Annotated in this window: 10 protein-coding genes, 1 tRNA gene, 1 pseudogene and 1 riboswitch; of the genes and pseudogenes, 3 read left to right on the top strand and 9 right to left on the bottom strand. The window is 61.2% G+C overall.

Annotated features, from left to right (window positions below):
* Positions 1-78, bottom strand: a riboswitch (SAM riboswitch).
* A 138-nt stretch (positions 79-216) separates the two neighbouring features.
* A complete protein-coding gene (locus ACWGS8_RS24195; protein WP_454583264.1) occupies positions 217-1,311 on the top strand; it encodes a 2'-deoxycytidine 5'-triphosphate deaminase in 1,095 nt (364 codons plus the stop codon).
* 28 nt (positions 1,312-1,339) lie between these two features.
* A pseudogene (locus tag ACWGS8_RS24200) lies at positions 1,340-1,414 on the top strand (amino acid ABC transporter); the annotation flags it as partial.
* Positions 1,415-1,456: 42 nt separating this feature from the next.
* Here ACWGS8_RS24200 and araD1 read toward each other — a convergent pair.
* The 4 genes from araD1 to chvE form a co-directional block, all read right to left on the bottom strand.
* Entirely contained in the window at positions 1,457-2,449 is a 993-nt protein-coding gene (gene araD1 / locus ACWGS8_RS24205; RefSeq protein WP_454583341.1) for an AraD1 family protein, read from the bottom strand.
* Between the two features lie 304 nt (positions 2,450-2,753).
* A complete protein-coding gene (gene mmsB / locus ACWGS8_RS24210) occupies positions 2,754-4,040 on the bottom strand; it encodes a multiple monosaccharide ABC transporter permease (protein ID WP_454583265.1) in 1,287 nt (428 codons plus the stop codon).
* Positions 4,037-5,569, bottom strand: a complete 1,533-nt coding sequence (gene mmsA / locus ACWGS8_RS24215; protein WP_284273298.1) for a multiple monosaccharide ABC transporter ATP-binding protein — start codon at positions 5,567-5,569, stop codon at positions 4,037-4,039. Before mmsA ends, mmsB begins: the two co-directional genes overlap by 4 nt.
* A 187-nt stretch (positions 5,570-5,756) precedes the next feature.
* Positions 5,757-6,827 carry a multiple monosaccharide ABC transporter substrate-binding protein gene (gene chvE / locus ACWGS8_RS24220; protein ID WP_454583266.1) on the bottom strand — a complete coding sequence of 357 codons (1,071 nt, stop codon included), beginning with the start codon at positions 6,825-6,827 and terminating at the stop codon, positions 5,757-5,759.
* 311 nt (positions 6,828-7,138) lie between these two features.
* Here chvE and ACWGS8_RS24225 point away from each other — a divergent pair, with 311 nt between their 5' ends.
* Positions 7,139-8,128 (top strand): LysR family transcriptional regulator, encoded by a 990-nt coding sequence (locus tag ACWGS8_RS24225; RefSeq protein ID WP_454583267.1) that lies wholly within the window; start codon positions 7,139-7,141, stop codon positions 8,126-8,128.
* 580 nt (positions 8,129-8,708) lie between these two features.
* On the opposite strand, the gene ACWGS8_RS24230 is transcribed toward ACWGS8_RS24225, so the two are convergent.
* The 5 genes from ACWGS8_RS24230 to ACWGS8_RS24250 form a co-directional block, all read right to left on the bottom strand.
* Positions 8,709-9,380: an FkbM family methyltransferase gene (locus ACWGS8_RS24230; protein ID WP_454583268.1), complete on the bottom strand. Its 672-nt coding sequence runs from the start codon at positions 9,378-9,380 to the stop codon at positions 8,709-8,711.
* A 19-nt stretch (positions 9,381-9,399) separates the two neighbouring features.
* A complete protein-coding gene (locus ACWGS8_RS24235) occupies positions 9,400-10,149 on the bottom strand; it encodes a glycosyltransferase family 25 protein (RefSeq protein ID WP_454583269.1) in 750 nt (249 codons plus the stop codon).
* Positions 10,150-10,360: 211 nt separating this feature from the next.
* Positions 10,361-10,434: transfer RNA gene (locus ACWGS8_RS24240), tRNA-Gly, on the bottom strand.
* Positions 10,435-10,530: 96 nt separating this feature from the next.
* Positions 10,531-12,417, bottom strand: coding sequence for an acyltransferase family protein (locus ACWGS8_RS24245; protein ID WP_454583270.1), 1,887 nt, complete (start codon positions 12,415-12,417; stop codon positions 10,531-10,533).
* A 213-nt stretch (positions 12,418-12,630) separates the two neighbouring features.
* Entirely contained in the window at positions 12,631-14,124 is a 1,494-nt protein-coding gene (locus ACWGS8_RS24250; protein ID WP_454583271.1) for a hypothetical protein, read from the bottom strand.
* Between the last annotated feature and the right edge of the window lie 190 nt (positions 14,125-14,314).

The following is a 14,314-nucleotide window of genomic DNA, read 5'->3' on the forward strand; positions in this document are numbered from 1 at the left end:
GCCTCGCGGCCAACGGTCCTTTAGCGACTTGTTTAACGTGGCTGCAAGCCGACCGGCCAAATCACCACGGGATAACGACCCTTTAGACCCGTACCACGCTTGCGTCAATTGCCGGCTTCATTAAGAGGTTTGTACCAGGCAGGTTCCGCAAGACTGTTCGATGTTTTGCGGCGAGAATCTGTTGGCAGGAAATTCGTCTGGCCTAGGAGCGGAGCCTTGCGGCAGACAGGCATTCTTCCCGATCAGGACATCTCGGCGCTGTTCCAGTCCGGCGCGCTGAAGTCGCCGCGCGCGCTCGACGCCGACCAGATCCAGCCAGCCAGCCTCGATCTCAGGCTCGGCGACAGGGCCTGGCGGGTGCGGGCGTCCTTCCTGCCGGGTCCGGATCATCGGGTCGCCGACAAACTCGATCGGCTGAAGCTGCATGAGTTCAGCCTCGCCGACGGCGCGGTGCTGGAAACGGGCTGTGTTTACATCGTGCCGCTGCTGGAAAGCCTTGCGCTGCCCCCAGCTGTGTCCGCTTCGGCCAATCCGAAGAGTTCGACCGGGCGGCTCGACATCTTCACCCGTGTCATGACCGACCGTGGCCACGAGTTCGACAAGATCGCCGCCGGCTACAACGGTCCGCTCTACCTGGAAGTCAGCCCGCGCACCTTCCCGATCGTCGTGCGCACCGGTTCGCGCCTGTCGCAGATCCGCTTCCGCACCGGCAACGCGCTGCTCTCGGAAGCCGAATTGCATGAATTGCATCGCGCGCAGATGCTGGTCGCCACCGAGCCGCCGAATATTTCGGGCGGCGGTATCGCGCTGTCGATCGATCTCAAGGGCGATGGTGACGGGCTGGTCGGCTATCGCGGCAAGCATCACACCGGCCTTGTCGATGTCGACAAGCGCGCCGCGCAGGATGTCGTCGATTTCTGGGAACCGATCCACAAGAGCGGCGCCGGCGAGCTGGTGCTCGATCCCGACGAATTCTACATCCTCGTCAGCCAGGAAGCGGTGCATGTACCGCCGCTCTACGCCGCCGAGATGACGCCCTTCGACCCGCTGGTCGGCGAATTCCGCGTCCATTATGCCGGCTTCTTCGATCCGGGCTTCGGCCATTCGGCGGCCGGTGGCACCGGCAGCCGGGCGGTGCTTGAAGTGCGCAGCCACGAAGTGCCGTTCATCCTCGACCATGGCCAGATCGTCGGCCGGCTGGTCTACGAGCACATGCTGAAGCGGCCGCAGGCGCTCTACGGCACCGATCTCGGCTCCAACTACCAGGCACAGGGCCTGAAGCTCTCCAAGCATTTCCGCGCCGCGCGCTGAACCCCGATTGCCGCCAGGCAAGATACTTGCCCTCGACGCGATCGTCGCCGACGGCACTTACAAGAAGATCCAGGCGAAGTATTTCGACTTCGATATTTATTGAGGCTGAAGCTGCTGATCTCCCCACAAGGGGGAGATCACGCTCTCAAAGCGCCTTCACCGCCACCTTCACCGGCTTCTCAAGCTCGAGCGGGTTGCGCAGCGGCAGGCCGAAATCCCCGGCCTCGATCTCGAACACGTCGCCGGCCTCGGTCTTGACGCCGTCGGCGAAGGACAGGGTCGCGGTGCCGAACATATGCACATGCACGTCACCCGGCTGGCGGAACGCCGAATATTTGAAATGATGGTGTTCGAGATTGGCGATGGTGTGCGACATGTTCGCTTCGCCCGACAGGAACGGCTTTTCCCACAGCGTCTCGCCGTCGCGCACGATCCGCGAGGTGCCGCGGATGTCGGCAGGCAGGTCGCCGATCAGGATCTCCGGTCCGAACGAGGCGTTACGCAGCTTGGAATGGGCGAGGAAGAGATAGTTCACCCGCTCGGTCACGTGGTCGGAAAACTCGTTCGACAGCGTGAAGCCGACGCGGAAGGGGGCGCCGTCATCGCCGATGACATAGATGCCGGCGATTTCGGGTTCCTCGCCGGCGTCCTTGGCGAAGGCCGGTGACAGGAGTGCGGCACCCGGCGCCACGGCCATCGTGCCGTTGCCCTTGTAGAACCATTCCGGCTGCACGCCGACCTGGCCCTTGGCGGGCTTGCCACCCTCCAGCCCCATGCGGAACATCTTCATGGAATCGGTAAGCTGCTCCTCGCCATCGGCGCTGAGCTTCTTGTGCATGGAATCGCGCGTCGCGGCCGAGCCGAGATGGGTCAGGCCGGTGCCTGTGAGATGCAGATGCGCCGGATCGGGGTGATTGATCGGCGACAACAGCCGCCCTTTCTTGTAGGCGGCATCGAGATCGACCGTCTCGCCGAGCCCCTTGCGCTCGATCAGGGTGGCCAGCCCGACGCCGGTGCGGGCCGCCTCCATCGCCAGCGAATAGACGCTGCGGGCGCCGTTGATGATCCGGGTCCTGCCGCCATTGCGGGCAACGACGCGGATGGTCTCGGCGTCATCGAGAATCTGCGAGATCAGCATGATCAATCCTCTCTCATGTGCCTTGGCATGGCTGCCGCCGCGGCAAACCTTCCCAAGCGCGGCTGGGACGTCGCCCATGCCACGGGTGAAATTCTCCGTTCGGATTGCGCTCGCGGGGCCTGGTTCCTTGAGGGAACTTCTTCGCACCGGCTGGTTGCCGGCAGCGCCGCGATGTGACCCGTATGCCTTCCTTGTTGCCTCGCTGGAGCGGTTCAGCTTTGAGTGGTCGATCCGCTCCCGGTATTTTGTTTCCGCGCAATTCCTGTAGGAAAACCGCGACGCGCTTTTCCTGGAATTGCCCCTGTCAGGCCTTGTTCTTGTTGTAGACGTCGAAGATCACGGCGCCGAGCAGGACCAGGCCTTTGACCACCTGCTGCCAGTCGACATTGACGCCCATGATCGACATGCCGTTGTTCATCACGCCCATGATGAAGCCGCCGACCACCGCGCCGATGACTTGGCCGACGCCGCCCATCGCCGAGGCGCCGCCGATGAAGACGGCAGCGATAACGTCGAGCTCTGAGCCCAGACCGGCCGCCGGCACGGCCTGGCCAAGGCGAGCCGCGATGATCAGGCCGCCCAGCGCCGACAGCACGCCCATATTGATGAACACCAGCAGTGTCAGCCGCTCGGTGTTGATGCCCGACAGCTGCGCGGCCTTGGGATTGCCGCCCATCGCGTAGATGCGGCGGCCGATGGTCATGCGCTTGGTGACGAAGACGAACAGCGAGATCAGCACGCCCATGACGAGCAGCACCACCGGCAGGCCCCTGTAACTGGCGAACTCATAGACCAGGAACAGCGCCAGCGCGCTGGCGACCAGCGTCTTGACGACGAACAGCGGGAACGGCTCGGCCTCATAGCCGTGGCGCTCGCGCTTGCGTCGCGTCCTCACGCCGAAATAGGCATAGGCCACCACGGCGATCAGGCCGAGCACGATCGTCGTCATGTGCAGCGTCAGGCCGCTGCCCACGATGGTCTTGCCGGCGGCGTTCACCGTCGGCGGGATCAGCGTCAGCGGGCCGATAAGGTCCGGGATGAAGCCGGAGCTCAGCGCCTTGAAGCCATCCGGAAGTGGGCCCACCGAGGAACCGCCGCCCAGCAGTGCCTGGCAGATGCCGCGGAAGATCAGCATGCCGGCCAGTGTCACGATGAAGCTCGGTATCCGGTGATAGGCGATCCAATAGCCTTGCGCCGCACCGATCAGGCCGCCCACGACCAGGCAGACGATCGAAACCACCAGTGGATTGCTGAGCGGTCCCAGCTGCCAGATGACCATCATGTTTGCCGCCAGCGCGCCGATGAAACCGGCGACCGAGCCGACGCTGAGGTCGATATAGCCGGAAACGATGACCAGCAGCATGCCCAGCGCCATCACGATGATGAACGAGTTCTGCTGCACCAGATTGCTGAGGTTGACCGGCTTGAACAGCGTTCCCGACGTGGTGAACTGGAAGAACAGCATGATGACGATCAGCGCGATGATGAGACCGTATTCGCGCAGGTTCGTCGTCAGCGCCGAGACGGCAATGCGTGGACGCTGGTCCTCGGCGATGTTGCCCTGCGGGGCGGGGGCGCTGTCGGTGCTCATGCTGCTTTTCCTTCTCCGCGAACGATGGCGCGCATTATTTTTTCCTGGCTTGCGTCCGCCGCGGGCATTTCGCCGACGATGCGGCCTTCGTTCATGACGTAGATGCGGTCGGTGATGCCGAGCAATTCCGGCATTTCCGACGAGATGACCACGATCGCCTTACCCTCCGAGGCAAGACGCGCGATGATCGTGTAGATTTCGTATTTGGCGCCGACATCGATGCCGCGCGTCGGCTCGTCCAGGATCAGCAGGTCCGGATCGGCGAACAGCCATTTCGACAGCACCACTTTCTGCTGGTTGCCGCCCGAAAGATTGCCGGTCATCTGATAGACGCTCGAAGCGCGGATGTTGGTCTTCTTGCGATAGTCGTTGGCGACGGCGAGCTCGCGCAGATCGTCGATCACGCTGTGACGCGACACGCCGCCGAGATTGGCAAGCGTTATGTTATGCTTGATATGGTCGATCAGGTTGAGACCATAGGTCTTGCGGTCCTCGGTCACGTAGGCGATGCCATGTTCGACCGCCTTGCTGACGGATGAGACATCGATCGGCTTGCCTTTGAGCAGCACCTCGCCCGTGATGCGGCGGCCATAGGAACGGCCGAATAGGCTCATGGCGAATTCGGTGCGGCCGGCGCCCATCAGCCCGGCTATGCCGACCACCTCGCCCTTGCGCACGTTGATGTCGATGCCCTTGATCACCTGCCGCTCGGCATGGATCGGGTGATAGACCGACCAGTTCTTCACTTCGAAGACGACCTCGCCGATCTTTGGTTCGCGCGGCGGATAGCGGTCGTCGAGCGAGCGGCCGACCATCGAGGTGATGATGCGGTCCTCCGAAATGTCCTTCCTGGCCAGCGTCTCGATGGTGCGCCCGTCACGGATCACGGTAACCTTGTCGGCGACACGGTTCACCTCGTTGAGCTTGTGCGAGATCAGGATCGAGGTCATGCCTTGCCGCTTGAATTCGAGCAAGAGGTCGAGCAGCGCCTGGCTGTCCTTTTCGCTGAGCGATGCGGTCGGCTCGTCGAGGATCAGGAGCTTGACTTCCTTGCTCAGCGCCTTGGCGATCTCGACCAGCTGCTGCTTGCCGACGCCGATATTGGTGATCAGCGTCTTGGGGTCTTCCTTGAGGCCTACCTTCTTCAACAGCGCGCTGGTGCGCGCCTCGTTGGCGTCCCAGTCGATCACGCCATATTTGGCGTGTTCGTTGCCGAGGAAGATGTTTTCGGCAATCGACAGCATCGGCACCAGCGCAAGCTCCTGGTGGATGATGACGATGCCCTTGTGTTCGCTGTCATGGATGCCTTTGAACTGGCATTCCTGGCCTTGAAAGATGATCTGGCCGTCATAGGTGCCCGCGGGATAGACGCCCGACAGCACCTTCATCAACGTCGACTTGCCGGCGCCGTTCTCGCCGACCACGGCGTGGATTTCGCCTTCCTCGACACTGAGGTTGACATTCGACAGCGCCTTCACGCCGGGAAACGTCTTGGTGATGTCGCGCATCTCCAAAATCGTCGAGGTCATAAGGGCAAGCTCCCAGACTTTCTTGTTTTTACGCAATTCCCAAGGGGAAAGCGCTACGCTTTCTTCCCGGGAAAAGCGCTACGCACTTTTCCTGGAACTGCTCTAGGCCGGCAGTAACAATACCGGGGTCGCTTGTGAACGAAAAGGGGCCCTGCGTCGCGCAGGACCCCAGATTTTATAACAGAGATTACTTCAGGTCTTCGGCCTTGATGTAGCCGGAGTCGACGACCAGCTTCTGGTAGTTCGTCTTGTCGACCTCATGCGGCGTCAACAGGATCGAGGGAACGACCTTGACGTCGTTGTTGTAGGTCTTGGTGTCGAGGCCGTCGGGCTTGCCGCCCGACAGCACCTTGTCGACCAGACCGACAGTGGCCTTGGCCAGGTCGCGTGTGTCCTTGAACACGGTCGAGTACTGCTCGCCCGTGATGATCAGCTTGACCGAGGCGGTCTCGGCGTCCTGACCGGTCACAATAGGCCAGGGCTGAGCGGCAGTGCCGTAGCCCACGGCGCGCAGCGAGGCGGTGATGCCGCGCGACAGGCCGTCATAGGGAGACAGAACGCCATCGACGCGGCTGCCGTCCGAATAGTTGGCGGAGAGCAGGTTGTCCATGCGCGCCTGGGCGGTGGCGGCGAGCCAGCGCAGCGTGCCGACCTTGTCCATGCCCATCTGGCCGGACTTGATCTTGATCGAGCCGTCATCGATCAGCGGCTGCAGGACGGAAATCGCACCGTTGTAAAAGAAGAACGCGTTGTTGTCGTCGGGCGAGCCGCCGAACAGTTCGACGTTCCACGGCTTGGTGTTCGGGAAGCGCTCCTTGAGGCCCTTGACTAGCGAATTCGCCTGGATCACGCCGACGCCGAAATTGTCGAATGTGGTGTAATAGTCGACATTGCCGGTCTTCTTGATCAGGCGGTCATAAGCGACGACGACGACGCCCGCGTCAGCGGCCTTCTGCAGCGCATCCGACAGGGTGGTGCCGTCGATCGAGGCGATGATCAGCGCCTTCGGGCCCTTGGTGATTTCGTTTTCCAGCTGGCTGAGCTGGTTGGGGATGTCGTCCTGCGCATATTGCAGGTCGACGGTGTAGCCGAGAGCCTCGAGCTGGGACTTGACGGCGTCGCCGTCATTGATCCAGCGCTGCGAAGTCTTGGTCGGCATCAGCACGCCGACGAGACCCTTGTCGGCCGCGTGCGCCGAGTAGGTCATGGCAGCGATGCCAAGCGCCGCGACTGCGGCCAGTGTCTTGATGATTTTCACGTAACTCTCCCTGGTTGATGGACGCAGCACCCCGGGGGTCGCGGGCCGCGCAATCGTGCAGAAGCGCCAAGGCACTGCTGCCGTCATATCGATCTCCGGTATCCTCCCATGGCCCCGAGCCGCTTATTTCAATCGATACGATTTTATCGTCGGCGACCGTTGCGTCTCGGAACGCGCTGACGTTGCCGTCCTTTTGCCATAACTGTCAAATGCGATCTTTGATGGTTGCTATACCGCAAGTGGTATATGTTATGACGCGTGACGGGTTGCTGGCAAATGCCGGCCGACCGCGAGCGGAGGCAGGGAAAATTATGGCGGTGCTACGGAATCCGGCTGCGGGTTCAAATGATTACAACGAGACCCCAGGCGATGGCGAAACCCTGCTGCGCAGCGGACTCAGCCTGCGTCATATGCGCATGATCGTCGCGCTCGATGATCACGGTCGCGTGAGCGCGGCCGCGCAGGTGATGAACATTTCACAGCCGGCGGCATCGCGCATGATTGCCGAGATGGAGGCGGTGCTCGAAGTCAAGCTGTGCGAGAGGCTGCCGCGCGGCATCACGCTGACGCCCTACGGCAAGGCGCTGGCAAGGCGTGGGCGTTCGATCCTGCTGGAGATGCGCGAGGTCGATCGCGAGATTTCCGAGCTCAAGGCGGGCAAGGGCGGTTCCGTGTTTCTTGGTGCCGTGACGGCGCCGGCGATCGAACTGGCGGTGCCGGCGATCCGCGAAATCCGCCGCATCTATCCGCGCATCGAAATCACCATGCAGGTCGAGACCTCGAATGTGCTGGCGCGCGAACTGATCGCCACGCGCCACGATTTCATCATTGCGCGCATCCCCGACGATCTCAATCCGCGGCTGTTCGAATCGCGTGTCATTGGCGTCGAGAAAGCCTGTCTGATCGTGCGTCGTGGCCACCCGCTGACCAGGGGCAGCGTGGTGCGGCTGGAAGACACCGCCGCCTATGACTGGGTTTTCCAGTCGGGCGGCTCGCCCTTGCGTCAGGCGATGGAGAGCAATTTCCTCAATCGCAACATCGCGCTGCCGGACCGGATCCTCAACACCAGTTCGCTGCTCCTGACGCTGGTCATGGTCGCGCAGTCCGACGCCATCGCGCCGGTCTCGGTGCAGGTGGCGAAATTCATCCAGAACCCCGACGGACTCGCCGGCGCCATCGATGTCGTCCAGACCGAATTCGACATCGAGGTCAGGCCCTACAGCCTGATCACGGTTAGGAATCGCGCGCTGTCGCCGGCCGCCAAGATGCTCCACGATTTCATCCTGCGCGAAGTGGGGTGATGGAACCAGAAGTGCAGTCGCGCGTTCAGGCCAATCGGCATGCTCGCTGGAGTTGTTTTGGGCAAGGGAACGAGGTGCCGATGTCAACAACTCGGGAGGTTTTGATGGAACGTCGGTTGTTTCTCACAGGGATGCTGGGCGTTGCGGGGGCCGTGGCGTTTGCGGGCATAGTCGGACCCCGCCGCGCGGTTGCCGGTATTCCTCAGGGCAACGGAATTCTAGATCAACTGGACAAGCCGGACCCGGCGGTCTTCGAAGGCGATGAAGACGTCGAGGTGGAAAAGGTCTCACGCCGTGGTGGGGGTCGTCGCTACTATCACCGAGGAAGACGGCGGCACCGCGGCTGGAGACGGGTTTGCCGTCAGTACTGGCGCCATGGCCGCCGTCGTGTGCGTTGCTGGCGCGAGCGGGTCTGGTGGTGACGAATCGTTGACGAAAAGGCCGGCTACCGCGGCGTGGCCGGTGTCGTCATTGCGCGGCTATCGAAAGCCTGCATCTTACAATCGGTGCCGGTTGGCACCGATCACTCGTCTGTGACGAAATTGACCGCTGACATCCGGCAGACGCCAGCCCTAATTGGTCAGCGCCATCCGAGTTCGACGTTGGTTATGTGCCTTGCCGCTATCCGCTCCTTTAACGCGCTTATCCTCATCGCCAATTCTGGCGAAAAGCGCTCGTGTGTCTCGGCGACGATCAGGTCTATTTTTGTCTCAAGCCCAGCATCAAGAATAGCCTCCAATACCTCGGCCTCTGTTCCTTCGATGTCAAGTTTAAGGATGGAAACCTTCCGCGGCAGTGCATTGATGTAGGCCACGAGGTCGACAACTTCGACGCTCGTTACGGCTTCAGCGTGCACGTCGCGCCGATCAAGCGATGACCATTCTGTTTGATAGACGGCACCTTTTCTGACGGCTGCGGTTTGAAAGAAAGGTGCGTGGCCGGCTTTCGCGCCGACCGCCTTGTTTTCAATGGTCACCTTGTCGTTGCCGGAGAACCTGTTTTGAAGAATCGCCAGCGCTGTCGGATCCGGCTCAAATGCGATCACTCGCATTCCCTGGCCTAGAAAATATGCCGTTACATCGCCGACATTGGCACCCGCATCGATAATGAGAGAATTGGCGGGGAGACGCCGCATCAGAGATATGAGCTTGAAGCATGCCCGATTAAGCGAGTGGCGGCTACGGCGCTTGTATTTCCTGTAACCATGCCATCTCAACCACATCTCAAAAAAGCTGCTTGGAAACGCAAACATATTCGTGATCTACCCGTTTTTATTTTGGGTAAACTAAGGGGCCGCCTAGGCGCACAGCGTCAACTTTCTCTGTCGATAGGAAATTCCTGTTACGCAAGTACCAGAAAATGCGCGTCGCCTCTGAATGGATTCTGTCGGCCATTCGCTTGTCTACATGGGGCCTGGGAGCAAGTTGGATCAAGCTCAAAGGTCCCTCAGTCCCAACGACAGCCCCTTGGGCGCAGAGAGCCGGCATCAATTGGTAGATCGTGTTGCGCGCGGCCGTCATCTGATTTGGGCTGAAAAGGGCGACGTCGACTGCTGCCCTGAAGCGTTCCGTGTTTCTGAGCAGGCCGTAGGCGGCACTTCTAGAAATCGCGTAGCCGCACGAACCTAAGTGTTGCCCGAGAAGCCGCCTTGCCGAGTATCCGTTTTTGACGGGGATGTGCCGGCTCCCGAGCCTTACTCGGCTGAGGAATGTTTCCAGCTTGATGATATCGGCATTTGGCGGAATCCAGCTATCATCAGCCAGAACGCTACCCGCGTCCGGGCTAAAAACAACGTCGTCCTCGAATACCGCGACATACTCGTCGGGACCGTCCGCGATGCTTTTCCAGCAGCGGCGGTGACTGAGAAAGCAACAGATTTCCGTTTCAGTCAGCGGCGGCGCGGTAAACGGAACCCCGTTCATTGCGTCGATACCGGCAACGCGCTCGAAATCAATGCCAATACGAGAAAATTCCGCTCGAGCCGAGGCCAGCCGATCAACTGATCGGTCAAGATTAATCACCAAGCATTTCATTGTCGCCCCCGCGACCAACAACTAAACTATCGGTAGCCTATACTTCCATAGCTAGTCAGGCGGCCCACCAATTGGGCAGCAATAGCAGCATGGTCATGAGAGTACCAGTCAGGCGCCTTTAATTTTCCCCCACCTTCCTCCACCCTGCGCAAAAACTGTGAGGAAGAGTCATGGGGCGCAATTGCGCCCGGGCACAAGCTGGAGCGGGTAGCGGGAATCGAACCCGCGCGTTCAGCTTGGGAAGCTGACAGGCTACCATTACATCATACCCGCGCGTGCCCTCGTTACCATGAGGTTCGGCCCTCGGGCAATCGCAAAGCGATCCCGCGAACAAACGCTTTCGCGCCTCCCTCAGCGCTGGCGCGCTTGCTATTTTGCCTTGGCGACCTTGTTGCTGGCGGCAAAGCTTGGCCAGTATTTCGAGATGGCGAGCGTCGCGCCGGCGGACGAGAAATGACCGTAGTCGAAGTACAGGAACTGCCTGGTGCCGGCGTCGGCGTAGGAGCAGCCGGCTGCGTCGCACAGATAGGCCAGCGGGTCGATGAAAGTCGCCCCTTTGACGAATGGCAGTACCTGCTTGTTGATGTCCGGATCCATGGCCATCGGCCAGGATGTGTTCGCGACGTGCTCCCGTCTTGCGAAGAAAGCGATTTTCTGGACGTCGGCGATGAACTCCGGAGACTGGCCGATGACATAGACCTTGACGCCCATGTCGCGCAGCCGGTCGACCGTCTTCTGCAGACCGTCGAAGCCCCTTGCCTGGTAGTCGGTCCATCTGCCGCTCAGGATCACCGCCTGGATGTTGGCATCGCGGATGATCGACAGCGCCCGTTCGTTGAAGCGCGTGCAGGCCGGCCGGGCATAGGAGAAGTAGCTCAGATTGGGCGGGCAGCCGGCATAGGTATACTGGATGACGTTGGCCTGGATTTTCTGCGCATTGGCTTCCAGCCCCGATACGTAGTGCGCGGCGAAGGAATCGCCCCACAGCAGCACATTGGTGGGAAAGCCATGCGTTCGGGTGCAGTCGGCGAGGTTCCAGTTCTCGATCCGGCTCGCGCCCTCGTTGAAACAGACGCCATTGCGCCAGTCACCCACCAGGACCCGTTCCGTCGAGAAGTCCGGGAAGCGTTGCGGAAAACCCTTGCCCAGCGCGCCGGCCAAGCCGCCGACGCACAGCAGGGCGATCGCCGTCGCCGAGAAGGCGAAGATGGGCAGAGGGGCGGTGAAGGCCCGCTTCTGGCGGAAGGGCTGCTCGACATATTTCCACGAGAACGTCGCCAGCGCGACGCTGGCCACGATCATCGCCATGATCGTCGGCACGCCGATGGCTTTGAGCGAGAGATAGTGGACGAACGAATTGATCGGCCAGTGAACGAGATAGAGCGAATAGGAGATAAGGCCGATCCACACCAGCGGTGTCAGCCGCAGCACTTGCGTGGCGACAGGGACCGACCTGTCCGCATGGGGCTGGCCGGCATAGATGAGCAGCGCCGTTCCGATGCAGGGAAACAGGGCATTGTAGCCCGGAAAGGGATCGCTCTCCGAAATCGTCAGGAAGCCGAAGGTGATCAGGCCAAAACCGGCCAGCCCGATCAGTTCAGTCAGCGGACGGCTGGCAAGCGCCGGCGGCTTTCTCAGCATCAGCATGGCGCCCAGCGCCAGTTCCCAGATGCGCGTCGGCAAGAGGTAGAAGCCGGCGGTCGGCGCCAGCGTGGTTGCCATGACCGCCAGGGCAAAACTGCCTATGGCAATCGGCAGCAATATCGTCAGCCAGCGCTTCGAGGCGTATCGGTAGATCAGATAGACGAGGATCGGCGCGAAGATGTAGTACTGCTCCTCGACCGAAAGCGACCATGTGTGCAAAAGCGGCCGCAGTTCCGCGTCGATGGAGAAATAGTTGGTCGTCTTCCAGAAATAGATGTTCGACCAGAAGGTCGAGGCCGCGATTACGCTAAGGCTGTACTCATGGAGATCCGACGGCAGCAGGATGAACCAGGCAGCGATACTGGCGAGCAGGATGACGAAGGTCAGCGCCGGCAGGATGCGCCGCGCGCGGCGCCAGTAAAAGCGGCCGATCGAGAACTGGCCGCGCTCGAGATCGTCGAGCAGGCTGCCGCTGATCAGATAGCCCGATATGACGAAGAAGATATCGACACCGGTGAAGCCGCCGGGAATGGCGGATACGCCGAAGTGGAAGAGCACGACGGGCAGCACCGCAATGGCTCGCAGGCCATCAATATCGCGCCTGTAGTTCATTCGGCGGGTCCGTAGGCCGTGGCCCGTAGCAGCCGGGCGGCGGAACCTGACATGCTCCTCATGCGGCGATGTCCCCGTCGTTCGAAAAATCGTGGCTCGTGGTTTCACGGACTGTGCTCTGCAACACAAGTTTGCTGCACTGCAACATCCATGTCAAGGCAGATGCCAGACCGTCGAACGCGGACGGAACCGGTTTCGTCCGGACGCTGTAAGTCAGGCGCCGGGAGGCAGGTAGATCACGGCGTCGTCGTCCGCATAGGCTCGCTTCCAGCCCAACTCCGCGAAGAAGGGGATGCGGGTATCGTCGGCCGTCAGGAGTGCCCAGCCGATGGCGTATTTCTTCAGCTGCGCCTCGAGCAGCGGTTTTCCGTCGCTGTGTCCCGTCGCGTCGTCGGCTTTCGTGAAGCCGCCCAGGAACAACTGGTCCGTCCTGCCGTCGACGAAGGTCTTGATGCCGTGGAAAATCAGCGTGCCGCCGAAATTATAGGAATTCAGCACGTTGCCGGAAAGCTGGTGATCCCTTGCATATGCGAGGGCGCCGCTGGCCGCTGTCTTCGGGCTCGGCGACACCTGGTAGGCACTGCCGAGGATGAAGACCGCACCGACCAGCAGGACAGCCATTGCGCCGCAGATCGCGTAAAACCGGCTGGCGAAGAGTTTTTCCAGTCCGTCACGCTTTTCCGCCAGCCAGGTCGTGGTTGAGATCGAGGGGTATTGCCGGGCGACCTCGACCGCGATCACCAGGGGGATCAGCAGGAAGGGCAGATATACAAACCGCAGATGGGTGAGATAGACATGCAAGGCGAAGACGATGAACACCGCCTTGGCCCAGCCGATCCGCAGCCTCGATACCAAAAGTCCAAAAAGCGCCAACAGCATCACCGCTTCCTGGAAGATCTGCTCCTGCGCGTTGAACGCCCGCCATTCCAGGATGAGTGGCACCGCCTCGTTGCCATAGGCCACTGTGAACGTCGCCAGGATGGCCTTCACCCCGTAAGGATGCATCAGGCTGACCACTGGGCAGAGCAGGCCGAAAGCAACCCATTTTGCCAGGAGAGCGGGTTTCGACAGACCCGAGCGCGCCAGGAGATCGAGCCCGGCAAAGGCAGCGATGACGAAGCTCAGGGTGAACGTGGCATGAAGGTTGGCCCACAAGACCACAAGCACCAGCAGCCACAAAGGCGGGGCTCTCTCGTCTTGCGCGGCGCGAAACAGCATTGCCGTCCAGACGACGATGATCGGCAAGGTGAAGATGTGTGGACGGGCCGTATAGATCGGGGCGATCAGCAAAGCCGCGGCGAAGGCCAGCGCTATCGCCAGTGTCGGCTTTAGCCATGCGCTGAGGAACCATCCCGTCAGGAAGACCGTCAGGCTGATCGTGGCGATGATCAGTGTGACGACGCCATTCCAGCCGCCGGCACGGTAGGCGAGGGCCAGAAAGACCTGCCCCAGCCATTCCTTGGCGATCCAGGGCTGACCGGCGAACGTATAGGAATAGGGGTCGACGACGGGAAACGTCCGGTTTCCCAGAAAGTCCAATCCGACTTTCACTTGCCACCAACTGTCGGGATCCTGAAGCATCGCGCTGGCACTGGTGGCAAGCCAATAGGCCACCAGGCAAGCGCAGAGAAGGCAAAGTATCAGCCTGCTGCGTTGCGCGTCCCCGAGCGACGGCGTCGCCGTCGCGATTGCAGCGGCCTGGTTCATGTCACGGCTCCGGGTGGCGGCTTCGCCGCCACGATTGCTGTGGCCTGGCTCATTTCGCGGCTCCAGGTGACGGTGTCGCCTTCGCGACTGCGATGAGGCCGGCAGACATGGCGGCGCCAAAGCGCTGCATCCGCGAGAGATCAGACGGAAGAGCCGACCGCATCCTGCCCATGCCGTTCCCGTTGCATCC

It is taken from the genome of Mesorhizobium sp. 43Arga, from assembly GCF_053714255.1.

What these genes read in the sequence shown, in the direction of transcription:
- mmsA (WP_284273298.1), bottom strand. Translation starts at nt 5,569, where the DNA reads ATGACCTCGACGATTTTGGAGATGCGCGACATCACCAAGACGTTTCCC.
- ACWGS8_RS24245 (WP_454583270.1), bottom strand. Translation starts at nt 12,417, where the DNA reads ATGAACTACAGGCGCGATATTGATGGCCTGCGAGCCATTGCGGTGCTG.
- ACWGS8_RS24230 (WP_454583268.1), bottom strand. Translation starts at nt 9,380, where the DNA reads ATGTTTGCGTTTCCAAGCAGCTTTTTTGAGATGTGGTTGAGATGGCAT.
- ACWGS8_RS24250 (WP_454583271.1), bottom strand. Translation starts at nt 14,124, where the DNA reads ATGAACCAGGCCGCTGCAATCGCGACGGCGACGCCGTCGCTCGGGGAC.
- ACWGS8_RS24225 (WP_454583267.1), top strand. Translation starts at nt 7,139, where the DNA reads ATGGCGGTGCTACGGAATCCGGCTGCGGGTTCAAATGATTACAACGAG.
- araD1 (WP_454583341.1), bottom strand. Translation starts at nt 2,449, where the DNA reads ATGCTGATCTCGCAGATTCTCGATGACGCCGAGACCATCCGCGTCGTT.
- mmsB (WP_454583265.1), bottom strand. Translation starts at nt 4,040, where the DNA reads ATGAGCACCGACAGCGCCCCCGCCCCGCAGGGCAACATCGCCGAGGAC.